16 protein-coding genes are annotated in these 19,355 nt (G+C 61.3%); 4 read left to right on the top strand and 12 right to left on the bottom strand.

Translation table 11 applies throughout. The features are described from left to right. Window positions 1-35: 35 nt before the first annotated feature. The 7 genes from ccmB to yajC all read right to left on the bottom strand — a co-directional run bounded on the left by ccmB (window position 36) and on the right by yajC (window position 5,483). On the bottom strand, window positions 36-692 hold the full coding sequence (gene ccmB, locus ACR0LD_RS02790) for a heme exporter protein CcmB (protein WP_093962439.1): 657 nt from the start codon (window positions 690-692) through the stop codon (window positions 36-38). Further along, entirely contained in the window at window positions 689-1,303 is a 615-nt protein-coding gene (gene ccmA / locus ACR0LD_RS02785; protein ID WP_170372302.1) for a heme ABC exporter ATP-binding protein CcmA, read from the bottom strand. The genes ccmB and ccmA overlap by 4 nt, the downstream gene beginning before the upstream one ends. Window positions 1,304-1,429: 126 nt before the next feature. Beyond that, the gene (locus ACR0LD_RS02780) at window positions 1,430-1,783 is read right to left on the bottom strand and encodes an Mth938-like domain-containing protein (RefSeq protein WP_480635571.1); all 354 of its coding nucleotides are present in this window, start codon (window positions 1,781-1,783) and stop codon (window positions 1,430-1,432) included. A gap of 8 nt (window positions 1,784-1,791) precedes the next feature. After that, window positions 1,792-2,538, bottom strand: coding sequence for a sulfite exporter TauE/SafE family protein (locus ACR0LD_RS02775; protein ID WP_170338013.1), 747 nt, complete (start codon window positions 2,536-2,538; stop codon window positions 1,792-1,794). Next, window positions 2,531-3,499: a protein translocase subunit SecF gene (gene secF, locus ACR0LD_RS02770; RefSeq protein ID WP_480635570.1), complete on the bottom strand. Its 969-nt coding sequence runs from the start codon at window positions 3,497-3,499 to the stop codon at window positions 2,531-2,533. The genes ACR0LD_RS02775 and secF overlap by 8 nt, the downstream gene beginning before the upstream one ends. A gap of 1 nt (window position 3,500) precedes the next feature. Beyond that, window positions 3,501-5,162: a protein translocase subunit SecD gene (secD, locus tag ACR0LD_RS02765; RefSeq protein WP_480635569.1), complete on the bottom strand. Its 1,662-nt coding sequence runs from the start codon at window positions 5,160-5,162 to the stop codon at window positions 3,501-3,503. A gap of 33 nt (window positions 5,163-5,195) precedes the next feature. After that, a complete protein-coding gene (gene yajC, locus ACR0LD_RS02760) occupies window positions 5,196-5,483 on the bottom strand; it encodes a preprotein translocase subunit YajC (protein WP_093962445.1) in 288 nt (95 codons plus the stop codon). Between the two features lie 203 nt (window positions 5,484-5,686). Here yajC and ACR0LD_RS02755 point away from each other — a divergent pair, with 203 nt between their 5' ends. Further along, entirely contained in the window at window positions 5,687-7,348 is a 1,662-nt protein-coding gene (locus ACR0LD_RS02755; protein WP_480635568.1) for a mechanosensitive ion channel family protein, read from the top strand. An 85-nt stretch (window positions 7,349-7,433) separates the two neighbouring features. After that, window positions 7,434-8,726 (top strand): serine--tRNA ligase, encoded by a 1,293-nt coding sequence (gene serS, locus ACR0LD_RS02750; protein ID WP_480635567.1) that lies wholly within the window; start codon window positions 7,434-7,436, stop codon window positions 8,724-8,726. A 57-nt stretch (window positions 8,727-8,783) separates the two neighbouring features. Here serS and ACR0LD_RS02745 read toward each other — a convergent pair whose 3' ends face one another. From ACR0LD_RS02745 to ACR0LD_RS02725, 5 genes are all read right to left on the bottom strand, one after another. After that, entirely contained in the window at window positions 8,784-9,314 is a 531-nt protein-coding gene (locus ACR0LD_RS02745) for a helix-hairpin-helix domain-containing protein (protein WP_480635566.1), read from the bottom strand. Window positions 9,315-9,404: 90 nt separating this feature from the next. Then, window positions 9,405-10,391, bottom strand: a complete 987-nt coding sequence (locus ACR0LD_RS02740; RefSeq protein ID WP_480635565.1) for a fatty acid desaturase — start codon at window positions 10,389-10,391, stop codon at window positions 9,405-9,407. A gap of 163 nt (window positions 10,392-10,554) precedes the next feature. Next, window positions 10,555-12,009 carry a ribosome biogenesis GTPase Der gene (der, locus tag ACR0LD_RS02735; RefSeq protein ID WP_170338000.1) on the bottom strand — a complete coding sequence of 485 codons (1,455 nt, stop codon included), beginning with the start codon at window positions 12,007-12,009 and terminating at the stop codon, window positions 10,555-10,557. A gap of 48 nt (window positions 12,010-12,057) precedes the next feature. Beyond that, on the bottom strand, window positions 12,058-13,380 hold the full coding sequence (locus tag ACR0LD_RS02730) for a PQQ-like beta-propeller repeat protein (protein ID WP_480635564.1): 1,323 nt from the start codon (window positions 13,378-13,380) through the stop codon (window positions 12,058-12,060). A gap of 46 nt (window positions 13,381-13,426) precedes the next feature. Beyond that, window positions 13,427-14,098: a hypothetical protein gene (locus tag ACR0LD_RS02725; RefSeq protein ID WP_480635563.1), complete on the bottom strand. Its 672-nt coding sequence runs from the start codon at window positions 14,096-14,098 to the stop codon at window positions 13,427-13,429. 226 nt (window positions 14,099-14,324) lie between these two features. On the opposite strand from ACR0LD_RS02725, the gene ACR0LD_RS02720 reads away from it, so the two are divergent. Next, complete coding sequence (locus ACR0LD_RS02720; RefSeq protein ID WP_170431999.1) at window positions 14,325-15,551, top strand: efflux RND transporter periplasmic adaptor subunit; 1,227 nt, start codon at window positions 14,325-14,327, stop codon at window positions 15,549-15,551. Further along, a complete protein-coding gene (locus ACR0LD_RS02715; protein WP_480635562.1) occupies window positions 15,548-19,324 on the top strand; it encodes an efflux RND transporter permease subunit in 3,777 nt (1,258 codons plus the stop codon). Before ACR0LD_RS02720 ends, ACR0LD_RS02715 begins: the two co-directional genes overlap by 4 nt. Window positions 19,325-19,355: the final 31 nt, after the last annotated feature.

Raw genomic sequence — 19,355 nt, 5'->3', positions numbered from 1 at the left:
GGCGTTCTCAATTGACATTGGTCAACGTGCCCCAATCATCTGAGGTTGATGCGCAGCACCGCCGCGCTGGCAAAAGGCAGAAGGGCGACCGTGGCGGCGGTGATCCCGGCCAGCATCAGCAGCGGGGTCTGGACCTCCATCCCGGTGGCACCACGGCGCGCGACCTCGGCCCCGAAGATCAGCGTTGGCACGTATAGCGGCAGCACCAGCAGCGACAGCAGCAGGCCGCCGCGCTTGAGCCCCACGGTCAGGGCTGCGCCAAAGGTGCCGATCACGCTGAGCGCGGGCGTGCCGATCAGCAGCGAGACGACCAGCCAGCCAAAACCGGGGCCGGGCAGGTTCAGCAGCACACCCAGCACCGGCGCGGCCAGCACCAGCGGCAGGCCGGTGGTGATCCAATGCGCCAGCGCCTTGATCGTGACCACCGATTCTAGCGGCAGCGGCGCGGTGGCCAGCAGATCGAGCGACCCATCCTCCCAATCCAGTGCCAGCAGGCGATCCAGCGACAGCAGGCAGGCCAGCAATGCGCCCAGCCACAGCACCCCCGGCGCGATGGTCGCCAACAGCGAGGATTGCGGACCCACCGAAAACGGCACCAGAACGGTGACGATCAGGAAGAAGGCCAGCCCGAGGCCGAACCCTCCGCCCGCGCGGAAGGACAGTTTCAGGTCACGCAACAGCAGGGCGATCACAGGAAGCCTCCGTCGAAGTCATCCAGCGCCTTCGGGCGCGCCTTGTTGGGGCCGACATCTAGGACCTCACCATCGAGACCCAGGTCGATATGGGTGGCAATCAGGGCCGAGCCGCCCTGCCCCAGATGCGCCCGCACTGCATCGGCGAACATTGCCACGGCGGTCTTGTCCAGTGACACGGTGGGTTCGTCCAGCATCCAGATCGGTCGGCCGGTCACCAGCATCCGCGCCAGACCCAGCCGGCGTTTCTGGCCCGCCGACAGGTTGCCTGCGTGACGATCGGCCAGTTCGTTCAGGGCGAAGGCCTCCAGCGCGGACTGGATGTCGCGCGTGCCAAAGACCGAGGCCCAGAAGGTCAGGTTCTCGGTTACGGTCAGGGTGGGTTTCAGCCCGTCGGAATGGGCGGCATAGGCGATCCGGTCCTCGGCCCCCTCGATCCGGCCCGAGAGCGGTGGTTGCAGCCCGGCCAGCGTGCGCAGAAGGGTGGTCTTGCCGATCCCGTTCGGGCCGCGCAGGATCAGCGCCTTGCCCGGGGGCAGCGCGAAACTGAGGCCTTCGAGCACGGGCACGCCCCCTCGGGCAATGGCAAGGTCGGTCACGGTCAGAGTCATGAGACCCGCTTATCCGATTGGTTGCGGGGGAAAAAGGACGGATTTGCCGCAGGGCCTGTCGGCGGCGTGGGATGTGAGGGGCCAGCCCCTCACGCTCCCCGGGATATTTGGGGCCAGATGAAGCGGTCAGACCGGCAACAGGGCCACAGCGATGCGGCGGCCTTCGGACAACAGCACGTTGTAGGTGCGGCAGGCGGCGGGCGAGTTCATGATCTCGACCCCGATGCCGGCCTCTTCGAGGGTCGACCGCAATTCAGAGGGTATCTGAGACAGATCAGCGCCGGTGCCGATGAACAGAACGTCAACCTGATTGGCCAGCCCTAGAAGGCTCTCGCTGTCCGCAAAACCGCCCCAAGGTCCGGTCCCTCCGGGGCCTGTCAGAACACTGCCTTCGTGAACCTCGCCGCCTATCCGAAAAAATCCCGGCCCATAGCCATCAATCGGAACTGCGTTGGTATATGTGATCTCGTTCAGACGCATGTGATCTTCTATCCCCAAAGCGGCAAGCCCGACAAGGCCGCAGCAGCGATGACTGCATACGCGATCACGCGGTAGACCCGTTCCCTGGCAGGCTGAAACATCCAGCCGCCCAGCCAATTTCCTGCCAGATTCGGAACGGCAAGCGCCAGCCCCAACCCAACCGTTGACCAGGTCAATTGCCCGAACGCAGCGAGATATCCGAAGATCAGAAAATCAAAGGCCAGAAGGAACAGCAGGATCGTGGCCCGAACAACTGCCACAGGCAACGGGCGAGACATGTAGAACAGGATTACCGCCGGACCCGGGATGCCTGCAACGCCCCCCAAAAAGCCGGCCGCAGCGCCGATGGCAGTTACCATGTTGCGCCGGACTTCGCCGTTGTACCGCAGCCCCGAAATCAGCACGACCAGCATGAACAGGGTCACGAGGCTGACGGCGTAGCGAAAAACCTCAGGCTGGACTCGGGTCAATATCGACAGTCCGACCGGCAGCAAAAGTGCACACCCGACGACAAGTCGCACGAGATCGCGTTTGTCGACATCAACCCAGGCGCGGCGCAGATTGGGAAGTGGCCCGAAGACATCCATGCAGGTCAACGCGATCAAAGCCCCGAACGGACCAAGATAAGGCGTCGACAGCGGCAGAAAGATCAGCGCGGTGCCGAACCCGGAAAACCCTCGAACGATTCCACCCGCGAGGGCTGCAAAAATGATGACGGCCAATCCCGTTGGGGATTGGCCGAACACATCAGGCATCAATATTGGCAAACTGGTTGCCGGCCGTGTTCGATGGCTTGGACCAATCGCGTTTGACCCCCAGCCACAGCAGGATGGTCGAGGCCACGAAAACCGACGAATAGGTCCCTACGATCACGCCCCAGATCATCGCGAAGACGAACCCGCGGATCACGTCACCGCCGAGCACATACAGCGAGACAAGCGCCAGCAACGTGGTGACCGAGGTCATGACGGTTCGGCTGAGCGTTTCATTGATCGAGAGGTTCAGCACCTCTTTCAGGTCCTTCTTCTTGTATTTACGCAGGTTCTCACGCACCCGGTCGAATACGACCACGGTATCGTTCAGCGAGTAACCGACGATTGTCAGAAGCGCGGCGATAATCGCGAGGTCGAAGCGGATCTGCAGCTCGGAAAAAATACCGATCGTCAGCAACACGTCATGCACCAGCGCGGCGACCGCCCCCAACGCGAACTGCCATTCGAACCGCAGCCAGATGTAGACCAGCACCGCTCCGATCGCCAAAACCACGGCAATCACGGCGGTTTGGATCAGCTCGCCCGAGACTTTCGGGCCCACGGATTCCACCGAAACGAACTGGATATCTGGGATCACAGCCTTCAAGGCGCCTTCGACTGCCGCGATGGTTTCGGCCGTGACAGATTCGGCACCGTCCTGCGCTTGAATGCGGATCATTGCCACGTTCTCATCAGGCCCGAATGTCGGGTCGAAGATTTCGGTGATGGTGACATCCCCGAGGCCCAGCGGCGCAATGGCGTCGCGGTAAACACCGACATCCAATTCCTGCGTGCTCTGGGTCCGGATCGTGGTACCGCCCCGGAAGTCGATCCCGAAGTTCAAACCTTGGAGCATGAACGAAGCGAATGCGATGACCATCATCAGGCCCGAAATGCCCAGCCAGACCTTCCAGCGGCTGAAGAAATCGAACGAGGTGTTTTCGGGTACGAGTTTCAGTCTCATGTCAAACCTCGATCGTTTTCGGGCGGCGCCGTTCGAACCACATGATGATCATCAGTCGCGTCACGAAGATCGCGGTGAAGACCGACGTCAGAATGCCCAGGCCAAGCGTGATGGCAAAGCCGCGAACCGGGCCGCTGCCGATGGCGAACAGGATAACGGCGGTGATGAAGGTCGTGATGTTGGCATCCAGAATGGCCGACAGGGCCTTTTCATAGCCCAGGTCGATTGCCCGAGCGGGGCCTTTGGCCGATTTCAGCTCTTCTCGAATACGTTCGAAGATCAGCACATTGGCATCCACCGCCATACCGACCGTCAACACAATCCCGGCAATGCCCGGCAACGTCAGTGTCGCGCCAATCAGTGACAACAGCCCAAAGATCAGCCCGACGTTAATCAGCAAAGCGATGTTGGCGAAGATGCCGAAAAGACCATAGCTGAGCGCCATGAAGATCAAGACCGCTGCAAAAGCGACTGTGGTGGCGACCTTACCCGCGTCGATGCTGTCCTGGCCCAGTTCGGGGCCGATCGTACGTTCTTCGAGGAACTCAAGTCCCGCCGGCAGCGCGCCTGCACGCAGCAGAACAGCAAGGTTCGTGCTTTCTTCGACGGTGAAGTTGCCGGTGATGATGCCGGAACCGCCGGGGATATGGCTTTGGATCACCGGGGCCGAGATCACCTCGTCATCCAGCACGATCGCAAACGGAGCACCGATATTGTCGCGGGTGTAATCGCCGAATTTACGGGCGCCGGATGTGTTGAACCGGAAGCTGACCGCCGGGCGTCCGTTCTGATCGAAGGAAGGCTGCGCGTCGACCAATTCCTCGCCCGTCACGACGGGTGCGGATTCGATGGTGTAGTACACGCCGTTTTCGTCGATCGACGGCACGACCTCTTCACCGACGCCGGGCACGACGTCCGGATCGGTGCCGCGGGCCACGACCGGATTGAAGGTCAGTTGCGCCGTGGTACCAATGATGTCCTTCAACTCGCTGGCACTGCCGATCCCGGGCACCTGAATCAGGATCCGGTCGGTGCCCTGACGCTGGATGGTCGGCTCACGAGTGCCAACCTCGTCGATCCGGCGGCGCACGATTTCAAGTGCCTGACGCACCGTTCGATCATCCGAGGCCAGTTTCTCCGCCTCGGACAGTTTTACGATCAGGGTGTCGCCGTCGGCGCTGACTTCGATATCCGTGGCGCCGACCCCGGTCAGCGTCTGCACCTGACGGGCCAGCCCGCGCACCGCTTCCAGAGCGCTTGGCATTCCGTCCGGCTGGCTGATACGAACGCGAATCTCATCCGGGGCCGAGGGTTGACGGCGGATCGTTCCGACCGTCGCCCGTTCGTCCCGCAGGGCATCACGAACTTCGGGCCACATGGCCTCCATCCGCGTCTCGTAGACATCGCCAACCTGAACTTCGGCCAACAGATGCGCCCCACCGCGAAGATCAAGCCCCAGGTTGACCAATGACGACGGCAGCCAATCGGGCCATTGCCCCGCTTGCGCCTGCATCTCGGGCGTGTCGATGCCCAGTTCGATGGCGGCCCTGGCGTCGTTCGATTGTTCGACCCGCGTGTAAAACGCGTTCGGCAGGGCCATCAGCAGGCCAACCACGCAGACCAGCCAGATCAGGACCCGTTTCCAGGTATCAATTTGCAGCATTACCCTGCCTTTTCAGGAAGTTGCGACGCGAAGTTACTTCGCCGGTTCGGTCTTGTTCAGCACCTGAGCGATGGTCGACTTGACCACACGAACCCGGACGCCGTCCGCGATCTCGACCTCGATCTCGTTTTCGCCTTCCTTGACCTTCGACACTTTGCCGATGAGGCCACCCTGAGTGACGACCTGATCGCCGCGGCGCACTGCCTCGACCATGGCCTGATGTTCCTTCATCTTCTTCTGCTGCGGACGGATCAGCAGGAAGTACATGATCGCGAAGATCAGGATGAGCGGGAGAAACTGGGCGATTGCGCCACCTTCCATGGGACATTCCTTTTTTCTTGAGGTCGCAGAGTGAGCACCGCGAATTTGCCGGGAAACTATGCCTTGAAATCAACCTTTGCAAGCGATGGCCGACTTGGCATGCCGTGCAACAGTGTCACGATCCCCGAAGATGATGAATTACACCGCAGATATCCACTAGGATGGTGCGGGGCTTTGGGTATAGTCAAAGTCAGGGAGGACCCATGCGGAGTTTCGTCAAGTCCCCATTTCCATTGGGTGTTTTGCTGTCCATGCTGTTTGCGGCTTGGGCCTTTTCGGTGCCTGCCATGGCTCAGGATGCCCCGCAGGACGTACCCGAAGCCGACAGCGCCGCCGCCGAGACTTTCATGGCTCCGGTCGTCGTTGACGGCGACACCTTGTTCCACATTCGAGGCTCCAGCGCCCTGCCCGCGCCGGAAAGGGCCGAGAACATTCAGGATGCGATCATCAAGGTCGCCGAATCCTCGGATGCCGCGGATGTCGACATCACCTATCAGGACACCGAGATAGGCACCCGCATTCTGGCGGACGGGCAGATGGTCACCATCGTTACCGAGGCCGATGCCGAGCTGGAGCAGATGGAACTGAGCGTCCTGACGGTCTTGCATGGCGACGCCATCCGTGACGCGATCATGGCTTACCGGGCAAACCGCACGGACGAGGCGCGTGTGTCCGGTGCGATCGAAGCGGCCGCGTGGACGTTGGGGTTCATCGTCTTCGTTCTGGTGATCCTGTGGCTGCACAGACGCATTCGGCGACGCACCCTGATCTTTGTCCGGCGATACCTTAGGGACGTGGAAGAAGCCACCGCGAAAAGTGTACAGGCCGAGGCGATTGCCGCACTGATCCGATACGGGCTGAATTTTGGCCTGCTGATCATCTTCTTTCTGGGTTTCTATTACTATCTGTCGTTCGTTCTGCTGGCATTTGCCGAGTCGCGGTACTTTGCGCAGCTGCTACTGACCTACCTGACCGAACCGGTTCTGCTGATCTTCCGGGGTATCCTCAGCTACATCCCGAACATGATCATGCTGGCGTTGATCGCCTGGGTGACGATGTACATCATCAAAGGCATGCGGGTGTTCTTCGACGCGGTCGAGGCCGGCACTTTCGACATGGGCGATTTCGAGAAACACTGGGTCAATCCCACGTTCAATATCGCGCGTGTCGTGGTGATCCTGATCGCCCTTGTCTTTGCGGTTCCCTACATTCCGGGCTCGGACTCGGCGGCCTTTCAGGGTCTGACCATCCTGGTTGGCGCAATGCTCTCTCTTGGCGCGAACTCGGTTGTCAGCAACATGCTGGCTGGACTTTTCGTAATCTATCGCCGGTCGACCTCGATCGGTGACCGCATCCAAATCGGTGAACACATCGGTGATGTGGTGCAGATCAAACTTATGGAAACCCACCTGAAGTCCATCAAGAACGAGCTGATCTCGATCCCCAACGCCCAATTGATGAACTCGGACGTGGTCAATTTTTCCAAGCAGACCGACGGCAAGGGCCTGCTTTTGCACACGACCGTTGGGATCGGCTATGAAGAGCCCCCCGAAAAGGTCGAAGCCATGCTGATCGAGGCAGCCCGTCGCACCGATGGGCTTCGCGCCCACCCCGAGCCCTTTGTCCTGTGGACCGCGCTGGCCGATTACGCGATCAACTACCAAATCAACGCCTACACGACCCGTGGCAACTCGATCCCGCGGATCAAGTCCGACCTACACCGCAACATCGTTGAGGTGTTCAACGAGAACGGTGTTCAGATCATGACGCCATCTTACGTTGCCGACCCGCCCGAGCCGAAGATCCCGACCCATCCCTGGGACGGTCGACTGGCACATGAAGCGGTTGAAGACACGGACAACTAGGCCGATTTTCCAACCCAGTGCTACACCCTGCCCGTCAGATGGTGCATAAGCGGCCCTAGTGATTCACTTGCCAAGGATCTGACCTATGCACGACATCCGCGCAATTCGCGAAAACCCAGCAGCTTTCGACGCCGCGCTCGCGCGCCGGGGGGAAGCTCCGGTATCGTCAGATCTGCTGCGCCTGGATGAAAGCCGCCGGGCAAAGATCCTGGCAGCCGAAACGGCGCAGGCCGAACAGAACAAGGCCAGCAAGGAAGTCGGCGCAGCCAAGGCGCGCGGCGACGAAGCCGAGTTCGAGCGTCTTCGGGCACTTGTGGCCGAAAAAAAGGCCGAAATCGCCCGTATGCAGACCGAGGCCAAGGATATCGACGCCCTTCTGACTGACCAGTTGGTTCGCATCCCGAACCTGCCGGCCGAGGACGTACCCGACGGCAAAGACGAGAATGACAATGTCGAAGTTAAACGCTGGGGCACGCCGCGGGACTATGACTTTGAACCGAAAGAACACTTCGAGATCGCCTCGGTTCAGAACGGCATGGATTTCGAAACCGCGGCCAAACTGGCAGGATCTCGTTTCGTGCTGCTGTCGGGCGGTGTGGCGCGCATTCACCGGGCGCTCGCGCAGTTCATGCTGGATACGCATACCAACGAGAACGGTCTGACCGAAGTGAACGGCCCGGTTCTGGTGCTCTCCGAGATGATGCAGGGCACCGGCCAGCTGCCGAAGTTCGGCGAAGACAGCTACCAAACCCGCGAGGGGTGGTGGCTGATCCCGACCTCCGAGGTGTCGCTGACCAACATCGTCAACAATTGCGTCATCGAGGAAAGCTATCTGCCGCGCCGCTACACGGCACATTCGCTGTGCTTCCGCTCCGAGGCGGGCTCGGCCGGCAAGGACACGCGCGGCATGCTGCGCCAGCACCAGTTCGAAAAGGTCGAAATGGTTTCGGTCACGCATCCCGACAAATCGGACGACGAACAGCAGCGCATGCTGCGCTGTGCCGAAGGCATCCTGGAAAAGCTGGGCATTCCTTATCGTACCGTCGTCTTGTGCACCGGCGACATGGGGTTTGGCGCGCGCCGGACCTTCGACATCGAGGCCTGGCTGCCCGGCCAGAACACCTATCGCGAGATCAGCTCGGTTTCGACCTGCGGAGATTTCCAGGCCCGTCGCATGAATGCGCGCTTCCGGCCTGAAGGTGGGGGCAAACCTGAATTCGTGCACACGCTGAACGGATCGGGCTTGGCTGTGGGTCGCTGCTTGATCGCGGTCCTGGAAAACGGCCAGAACTCCGATGGCACCGTGACCCTACCCGAGGTTCTTTCGCCGTATCTTGGCGGCAAGCTGACCCTGCAGGCTGACGGCACGCTGGCGTAACCTTTGGCGGTCACCCCAGCCGCGACCGCATTTCTTCAGATCAAGGCAAGGAAGTGACTACTTCTTTGCCTTTTTCTTGGCCTTCTTGTCCTTTTTGTCTTTCTTGGACTTACCGTCGGCCTTCTCTTTTGCCTTCTTGGACTTCTTGTCTTTTTTCGACTTGGCCTTGGATTTTATCTTTTCCTTCGCCTTCGAGATCGCCGCTTCCATCTCTTTCTTTTTCTTTGCTGCCTTTTCGGCCTTGGCTTTGGCCTTGGCCTTCTTCCGGGCCTTGGCCTCTGCTTCGGCTTTCTCGGCTGCCACCTTGGCCTCTGCGTCGGCCTTGCGCGCAGCAGCTGAGGTCCGAGATTGCGCCGTCTGGCGCGTTGGGGCCTTCGGTGGTCGGGTCTTGGCCACGGGTGCAGCGCCGGAGGTGGCCTGTTTGGCGGCGGCGATCAATCCGGGCGCCCGGCGCGCTCCGATACCGGGAACGGCGACCAGCACAGCCGGCTTGGCCCTAGCCAGGTCCTCGGCCGTCTTGAAGCCATTGTCGTTGAGAGCGCGGCCAAGTGCTTCTCCGATGCCGCGAATCTTGGTCACCGCTGTCATTCCAAAACTCCTAAACGATCCAACTTAAAAACTACGTCCGGTAGGCGGCAAGACAAGGCCTCGGTCTGCACAACCTTTGGAGAACCGCCTTTAACTGCCCCGTGCCAGCTCACCGGTTTCACCCTGTCGCGGAAAGGGAACCAGCCGCTTGGCATCTTCATCCCACAGCTTCAGGTTCAGCGCGGCCACCGCCTCGGGAAATTTGATCCGGCGGGGTGTGTATTCGGGTGGCAAGTTGTAGTGACAGGCGCGCAGCCGGTAGGACGGAATGCGCGCATTGAAATGGTGGATGTCATGCAGCGTGATGCAGGCGACCGCATTGTCGAACCACCATCCGAAATCCAGCGCTGACGAACCCTGAAGCGCCGCCAGTTGCGGGTCCAGATCCGGGCGGCGATCCCAGTAGGTGTCCTCGAAGTTGTGCTGAAGATACACCAGAAACACACCCAGCATTCCGCCGAGAAACGAAAAGGCCAGCCAGACGAGTATGCCTGTCATGCCAGCAATCCAATACAACAAACCTAGGAAAACCACGATGGACAGGTTGTGCAGCACGACCCCGCGGACACCGAACCGCACCGTGTTTTTGGGCCAGCGATAGCGGACGAAATACGTGAACAGGGCCCCGACCGGCACCAAGATGAAGGGATTGCGGTAAAGCCTGTAGAACAGACGGGTTTTCCAATCCGCTTCATTCCATTCCCGCAAGGTCATCGTGTTGATTTCACCGGTCTCCCGATGTTCGAGATTGCCGATGCCTGCGTGATGCAGATTGTGGTTCTGTTTCATCACTTCGAAAGGAGCGAAGGTGAACGGCGACAGCACGTGGCCAGCCCATTCATTCTGCCGTCGGGTTTCGAACAGCGAATGATGACCGCAATCATGCTGAAGAACATAGAGACGCACTGCCGAAAAGGCCAACACGATCCCGGCCGGGATCATGATGAACCACTGATCCACATAGACGATCGCCAGCGTCAGCGATGCGAAATACACCACGAACGTCCCGAAATAGCTGAGCGCGGCCAGCCGGTTGTCCTGCACCGCGTACTGTCTCGTATATTCTCTCAGGTCCATCCAGCCCGCTCCCCACGATGGTCCGGTTCAATAGTCCTTGCGAAATTTTGCACGTCACAGGCACGCGCAAACCGCGCGCGAAATGAATGCACGCATGCGAATGCTAGCGCGATGCTTGGGGGCTGTCACGCCCCAAGCCCGAAAATGCTGAAAATTGGCGCAGTTACGCCTTGCCCTTGAGATGTTTAGCCAGCGCACCCGCATTTTTCTTGCGGCGCCCCTTGTAGGGGTTCTTGTCCCCCTGGCCGCGCAGCGTCAGCCGGATCGGGGTTCCGGGCATGTCGAAATCCTCGCGCAGACCGTTGACCAGATACCGCGAGTAGCTTTCCGGCATCTTGTCCGGGTGCGAGCACATGACGACAAAACCCGGCGGGCGCGTCTTTGCCTGAGTCATATAGCGCAGCTTGATCCTGCGCCCCTGGGGGGCTGGCGGTGGGTGCTGCTCCAACATGGCGGTCAGCCAGCGGTTCAAGGCCGCGGTGGGAACCCGACGGTTCCACACATCGTGGGCGCGCAGGATCGCATCACGCAGCCGCTCCAACCCCCTGCCCGTCTTGGCCGACACGGTCACAAGAGGCGCGCCGCGCAGTTGGGGAAGCAGGCGTTCGAACGAGGTTTTGAGCTCGCGCAACTTCTCCTGCTTGTTATCCTCGACATCCCACTTGTTCACCGCGATCACCACGGCACGTCCTTCACGCTCGGCCAGATCGGCAATGCGCAGGTCCTGCTGCTCGAACGGGATCGCCGCATCCAGCAGGACAACCACGACTTCGGCGAACTTGACGGCGCGCAGGCCGTCCGACACCGAGAGTTTCTCGAGCTTTTCCTGTACCTTGGCCTTCTTGCGCATACCGGCGGTGTCAAAGATGCGCATGGGGGTGCCACCCCAGTCCAACTTCAGACTGATGGCGTCACGGGTAATGCCGGCCTCGGGACCGGTCAGAAGACGATCTTCACCCAGGATCTTGTTGATCAGCGTGGACTTGCCCGCATTCGGACGCCCGACAACGGCCACCTGCAGCGGCTTGTCCGGCGTAATTGCAGGGGCTTCGCCTTCGGTTTCCCCATCCTCGTCCAGATCGATATCCGTTTGCGGAACGTCCTCTGGCTGCTTTTCTTCCATGGCGTCAGCCAAAGGCATCAACGCCGCATAAAGGTCAGTCATGCCTTCGCCATGCTCGCCCGAAAGGCGGATCGGCTCGCCCAGACCCAGGTTGTACGCCTCGAGCACACCGGCATCCGCCGCCGCCCCCTCGGCCTTGTTGGCCGCCAGGATCACATGCTTGGACCGCTTGCGAAGAATCTCGGCAAACATCTCGTCGGTCGGGGTCAGGCCCACACGGGCGTCGATCATGAACAGGCAGACATCGGCCATGTCCACGGCACGCTCGGTCAGGCGCCGCATCCGGCCCTGCAGGCTGTCGTCGGTGGCATCCTCCAGCCCGGCCGTGTCGATCACGGTAAAGCGCAGGTCACCCAGCCGCCCTTCACCCTCACGCAGATCGCGGGTAACGCCGGGCTGGTCGTCCACCAGCGCAAGGCGCTTGCCCACAAGGCGATTGAACAGGGTGGATTTGCCCACATTGGGGCGCCCCACGATGGCGAGGGTCAAAGACATGATACTCAACTTTCAAGACTCAGACGCGCCCTTTAACGCATCTCGTCGTCAACGGAAAGCGTGCAGTTGCCCTTTGGTCGAAACCACGTAGAGTGTCTGGTTCGCAACCACCGGTGCCGTTGTCGCCCCACCCGGAACCTCGACCTGATGCACCAGCGTGCCGTCGACAGGGTTGTAGAACCGCAGATAACCGTCGTTCGAGCCGATGACGATGCGTCCACCCGCCATGATGGGGCCGTAATGCGCAAAGATCGGTCCGCGACGGTTGGGCTTGTCCTTGACGAAGCCCGGCAGGTCGATGGCCCAGACCACAGACCCGTTTGACACGTCCAACCGCACCAACTGGCTGCGGTCGCTGATCAGGAATACGCTGTTGCCGACCGGCCAGACGGTATCGACCGCGCCTTCGAAAGCGGTCCAGATCCGTTCGCCCGAGCTGGCGTCGAAGGCGACCGTGCGTCCCGAGTGGTTGCCGATGTAGATCGAGCTTCCGGATACGATCGGGCCGCCTGTCACATCCACGATCTGCGCTGCGGCCCGCCCTCTGCGGCCGCCGGCGACCGACGCGTTCCAGCGACGGATACCGCCTTTGCGGAAAGCAGCCGCCACATCACCGGACCCAAACGCAAAGACTGCGAACTCGTTCGCCAATACCGGCGCCGGAGCTCCCAGGACATTGCCGACGCTGGGCGTGCCCTCGATCTGCCAGGCAATGCGCCCGTCCTTTGCATCAACCGCCCAGCCAGTCTGATCCCCCGCCACAAGGTAAAGCAGGCCGCCAGATACCAGCGGCGCTCCGCTACCGGTCGCGTTCAGTTTCTTTTGCCAGCGAATACCGCCGGTGCGCGCATCCAGAGCGGTCAGACGGCCGAAACCGGACGAAACGTACAACGTGTTGTCTGCATAGGCGATGCCGCCCCCGGTTGCCTGCTCTTCGCCATCCGTGGCGGGGACCAGGTTTGTGCTCCAGACCAGTTGCCCCTGAGGAGAAACCGCGGAAACGGTTGCCGCCGCGTCCAAGGTGTAGATTAGGCCACCTGCGACAACCGGATCAGCAGTGATCCTTTGTTTGCGCCCGTCGCCGGCCCCGATCGAGGTTGACCAGATGCGCTGCGGCGCGGGGCTGAGCGCCGCGTTGGTGGTACGGAAAGCCGCGGTTCCCGGGCTCTGCGACCATTCGGCATTGCGCTTTGCGGCCGGCAGGCTGATCGGTTTGGCACCGGTTGTCTGAACGGTTTCCAGATCCTGGGCCGGGCGGATGTCTTCACGCTCGCCCGGCAGGATCACTTCGGGTTCCTCGCAGGCGCTCAGCGCCGTCAGCGCCAGGGCTGCGACCGGCAAACCAAATCGGGAAAATAATCTTTTTTCCATGAAACTCCGAACTCGCCTGTCTTGGTTCACTGAAATGGGCCGCGTATCAACCCTGCTGTGCGGTGATCGGTTCGGGCGTTCCGCCCAGCGCGACGATCAATTGGGTTGCACGCTGCTGGATGTCGGCACTGACCTCTGCATCCTGACGGATGGCCTGCAGACGTTCCAGCGCGGCCTGAGTGTCACCATCGGTGAGGTCGATCAGGGCCAGTTGCTCCTCTGCCAACAGACGCAGCGGCGCGCCCGGAGCGGCCAGCGACTCGAACTGTTGCCGGCGCTTGGCGGCGGGCATGGTTTCGGACTGCAACAACAGGGCCTTGAATGCAGCGATCGAGCGGTAGATTTCCGGCAGATCACCCTGAACAGCAATCGCGTTCAGCTGTTCAACGGCCTGTTCGGCCGATCCCGACTCGGACAATGCGCCCGAGAGGAGAAAGCCCAAAACAGCCTGCTCGCCGGCCGAATTGGCCGTGACCTGCGCCAACGCACCGGCACGTGCGGAAGCGTCGTTCAGCTGCATCGCGGCCAGAATATCGTCGCCCAGCTTCTGCGCCTGACTGGCGTCGCGCGCCTTGCGATATTCATTGAAAGCCGCACCGCCCACGATCAGAACAACGGCCAGAACACCGACCCAGCCCCATCGACGCAGCTGCAGGTAAAGCCGGTCGCGGCGCACCTCCTCGGTGACCTCATCAATGAAACTGTCGACGTCGCTCATTCCTGCCCCCGGGCGTTGCATTCAGCTTTCTGGCGCCATGTCATACCCCGGCGCCATCAGCAAGCCAAGTACCCGAAATGCACAATTGCTCAGCGTCAGGGCGCTCTTGCGAAAAAAATCAAACCAAACTATTCAGTTCAGTATGGACTTCGCGCACGCACGCCCCCATGTCATTGCGTGCCCACCGGCATTTGTGCGGACATAATATTTTAAGGAGAATGACGGCATGCGATTGATATCCCTCGTCAACGCCGTATTGGTCATCGTTGCATTGTATTTCGTGGTTTTCGAGCGCGATGCCCTGTTTGCATTTGCCGGTCGCGAAGATGCTGCGAGCCAGTCTGACGCTGGCGCTGAGGCAAACGATGCCTCGGCTGTGCAGGCCGTTGGGGTTGTTGCGTTGCGCTCTACTGCGCGCGAAATCGACAGCGCCGTTCTGCTGCGCGGTGAAACCAAAGCAATCCGTCAGGTCGAAGTTCTGGCGGAAACCACGTCGACCGTCATTTCGGAACCCAAGCGCAAAGGCACCTTCGTCGAGGCCGGCGATCTGCTGTGCGAATTGGATCCCGGCTCTCGCCCGGCACAGCTGGCCCAAGCCAAGGCCGCCAAGCTGGAGGCTGAAAGCCGTGTGCCCGAAGCCGAAGCGCGGCTGGAGGAAGCACATGCCCGCGTTGCCGAAGCCGAAATCAACCTGACTGCCGCCCGTAAACTCTCGGAAACCGGCTTCGGCTCTGAAACCCGACGGATCGCGGCTGAGGCCGAGATGAGCGCAGCCAAGGCCGGTATCAAGGCGGCCGAGGCCGAGTTGAAGGCCACCGAAGCCGGCATCGAGGCCGCCGAAGCGGCGGTTGCGGCTGCCGAACTGGAATTGGACCGCATCACCATCGAGGCCCCGTTTCAGGGTCTTCTGGAAAGCGATGCCGCCGAACTGGGTAGTCTGATGCAGCCCGGATCGCTGTGCGCGACCGTGATCCAGCTTGATCCGATCAAGCTGGTCGGCTTCGTTCCTGAAACCGAAGTGAACCGTGTCACCGTCGGCGCTCCGGCGCAGGCACAACTGGTGACCGGACTGCAGGTCGAGGGCCGTGTGACCTTCCTCAGCCGTTCGGCGGACGAAACCACCCGCACATTCGAGGTGGAAATCACCGTTCCGAACCCCGAGCTTCTGATCCGGGACGGGCAGACCGCAAGTATCCGCATCGCGGCCGAAGGCGCCAAGGCTCACTTGCTGCCGCAATCGGCGTTGACGCTGAACAATGAAGGTCAGCTGGGCGTTCGGACGGTCGGAGCCGGTAATGTCGTCGATTTCGTACCCATCCGCCTGTTGCGTGACACGGCCGACGGTGTATGGGTCGGCGGTCTTGCGGAAACCGTAGACATCATCGTGGTCGGACAAGAGTTCGTGACCGCCGGTGTGGTCGTAGCGCCCACCTACAAGGACGTTTCCCAATGACTGGCATAGTCAGCTGGGCCGCCGACAGGGCCCGAATGGTTCTGGCATTCATTGCCATCTCGCTGATCATCGGCGGGTTTGCCTATGTCAGCCTGCCCAAAGAAGGCGAGCCGGACATCGAGATTCCGGCCCTGTTCGTGTCGGTTCAATTTCCGGGCATTTCGGCCGAAGACAGTGAGAACCTGCTGATCAAGCCGATGGAAACCGAGCTTGCTGATCTGGACGGCCTCAAGGAGATGACCGCCACCGCCGCCGAGGGCTATGCGGGCATCGCGCTTGAGTTCGACTTTGGCTGGGACAAGACAGCCATTACCGCTGACGTGCGCGACGCGATGAACAGTGCGCAGGCCGACTTCCCCGAAGGCGCCGAGCAATACACGCTGACCGAGATCAACTTCTCGGAATTCCCGATCGTCATCGTGAACCTGTCGGGTGCCGTGCCCGAACGCACGATGGCGCGGGTCGCCAAGGACCTCCAGGATGAGCTCGAGGCGCTGGATTCGGTCCTTGAGGCCGGGATCGCCGGCAATCGCGATGAAATGCTGGAAGTGGTCATCGATCCGCTGCGGCTTGAGGCGTACAACGTCACCGCGGCCGAGCTGATCAGCGTCGTGCAGAACAACAACCAGCTGATCGCCGCCGGTGAGGTCGAGACCGAACAGGGTGCGTTTTCGGTCAAGATTCCTTCGTCCTTCAAGACCGCACAGGATGTCTACGGACTGCCGATCAAGGTCAATGGCGACCGGGTCGTGACCTTGGGCGAACTGGCCGAGATCAACTACACCTTCGAAGACCGCGAAGGGACCGCCCGCTTCAACGGCGAACCGACCGTGGCGCTGCAGGTCGTCAAACGCAAGGGTTTCAACCTGATCGACACCGTGGCCCAGGTGAAAGAGACTGTCGCCAAGGCCGAGACCAAGTGGCCGGCCGAGCTGCAGGCTGCCGTGAATGTCGGCACTTCGAATGACCAGAGCCGTATCGTCGGTTCGATGGTCAGCCAGCTGGAAGGTTCGGTCCTGACGGCCATCGCGCTTGTAATGATCGTGGTACTGGCTTCGCTGGGTACCCGTGCGGCACTGCTGGTGGGCTTCGCGATTCCGACCTCGTTCCTGTTGTGTTTCGCGTTTCTGGCCATCATGGGGGTCAGCATCTCGAACATCGTCATGTTCGGCCTGATCCTGGCCGTGGGGATGCTGGTCGATGGCGCCATCGTGGTCGTGGAGTATGCCGACAAACGCATCAAGGAAGGCGTCGGCCCGATGCACGCCTATGTCGAGGCAGCCCAGCGGATGTTCTGGCCCATCGTCTCGTCAACCGCTACGACGCTGTGCGCCTTTCTGCCCATGCTGTTCTGGCCGGGCATTCCGGGTGAATTCATGGGGATGCTGCCGGTCACGCTGATCTTCGTTCTGTCGGCCTCGCTGATCGTGGCGCTGATCTACCTGCCGGTGATGGGCGGTGTCTCGGGCCGGTTGAGCCGCGTGTTCGACCGCAGCTCGGATTGGTTGCGCGCGCGGACGCCGTGGTGGGTGCGTGCCGTCTTGGTTCCGCCGTCGGTCTACATGATCTTCCTGGGCGCAATGCAGCTGCTGAACCCCACGTATCTGCTGCCGGAAGGCGCAGGCGGTGGGTTCTTGCTGGGCGCAGTTCTGTTCCTGTTCGGCGCCTTCGCCGGATCGGTCACGCTGAGCGCAGCCCGGATCGAGCGGAAGCCGGACGAACGTGTCCACACGGCCAAGGAACATACGCCCTTCGGTTATGTCATCAAGTTCCTGGTCGGCAATCCGATCATGCCGATCGTCTCGATCGTGGCGGTAGGCTTTGCGGTGATGACGGTGATGACCATGTACGGCCAGAACAACCGCGGCGTCGAATTCTTCGTCGAAAGTGAGCCGGAACAGGCCACCGCCTATGTCCGCGCACGGGGCAACCTGTCGCTGGCCGAGAAGGACGCGCTGGTTTTCGAGGCCGAACAGGTGATCAGCCAGCATCCGGCAGTGATCAACGTGTTCTCGTTCGCCGGTGAAGGCGGCCTAAACCAGAACAACGGCGGGGCGCAGGCTCCGGCGGACACGGTGGGCCGCGTTCAGTTCGAGATCATCCCGTGGGAGGATCGCCCGAACGTGTCAGAACCGGTCGCAGGCGGATTGTTCGATAAGCACACCGTCGCGCCCGAGTATGACGGCGATTTCGTGATCGAGCAGTTGAACGCCGAGCTTGCCAAGCTGCCGGGTTTCGTTGTCGAGATCCTGCCGTTGGAACAGGGTCCGGCATCGGCCAAGCCCGTGCACCTGCGGATCAAGGGCGACAACTGGGACGACCTGACCGGCGCCACGCTGACCGCGCGCGAAGTGTTCGAAAACACCCCAGGCCTGATCAAGATCGAGGACACCCTGCCCTTGCCCGGCATCGATTGGCAGATCGACGTCGACGTGGCCAAGGCCGGCCGGTTCGGCGCCGACGTGGCAACCGTGGGCGCGATGGTGCAGTTGGTGACCCGTGGCATCCTGCTGGGCGAAATGCGCCCCGAAAGCGTGGATGAAGAGATCGAGATCCGCGTTCGCCTGCCCGATCAGGATCGGGTCCTGTCAACGTTGGATACGCTCAAAGTGCGTACACCGGACGGGCTGGTGCCCTTGTCGAACTTCATCACCCGCAAACCGGTGGCAAAGCTGGCCGAAATCAACCGCGTGGATCAAGAGCGCTATTACGACGTCAAGGCCGATGTGGAACCCAGCCTGAGCAAAGTGGTGATCGCCACCCCGGACGGAGAACAGCGGCTGGCCGTGGTGCGCGAAGTGACCGAAGGCTCGGAACCTGAAGGTGCGACGGTCAACGGTGCCGATGGTACGGCCTATTCTCTGGTTCAGTTGACCGGCGCCGAAACCCTCCAGGAGGTGCAGGCCGCCATTGATGACGGCGACGCCCGCCTGACGCTGATCAACCCGAACGAGCGGATCGCGGTACTGACCGAGTGGCTGGACACTCAGCCCTTTGCCAACACGATCACTTGGGAATGGACCGGAGACCAGGAGGACCAAGCCGAGAGCCAGGCCTTCCTCTCCAGCGCCTTCCTGGCCGCGCTGGGTCTGATGTTCGTGATCCTGCTGGCGCAGTTCAACTCGTTCTACAACTCGGTGCTGGTGCTGCTGGCGGTGGTTCTGTCCACCACCGGCGTGCTGATCGGGATGATGGTGATGCAACAACCCTTCTCGATCATCATGACCGGGACGGGCATCGTTGCGCTGGCGGGGATCGTGGTGAACAACAACATCGTTCTGATCGACACCTACCAGGAATACAGCCGCTACATGCCCCGGATCGACGCCATCGTGCGCACGGCCGAGGCGCGGATTCGTCCGGTTCTGCTGACCACGCTGACCACGATGGCGGGCCTGACGCCGATGATGTTCGGCCTGTCACTGGACTTCATCAACGGCGGCTATTCGATCAATAGCCCCACCGCGCTGTGGTGGAAACAGCTGGCGACGGCGGTGGTGTTCGGCCTGGGCATCGCCACGGTTCTGACCCTGATCGTGACGCCCTCGTTCCTGGCGTTGCGGGTGTGGGTGACCACCTATGCCATATGGCTGGGCAAACTGTTGGCCCGCGTGACCGCCGGCCGTTCCAGCCAGATCGCGCAGGATATGGCGATCGGAGACTCGGCCCGCCGGATGCAGGCGACGGAAATCGTCTGGACCCAGGATGAGGCTGCAGATGCCGAGGAAAGCCCGGGCGACACACCGGGGCATCCGCTCAAAGCGGCGGAGTAACAAAAAAACGGGCCGGTACAGCCGGCCCGTT

The sequence above is a fragment of the Ruegeria sp. BF8 genome, from assembly GCF_056538625.1.
This window is presented reverse-complemented; position numbering and strand designations above follow the sequence as displayed.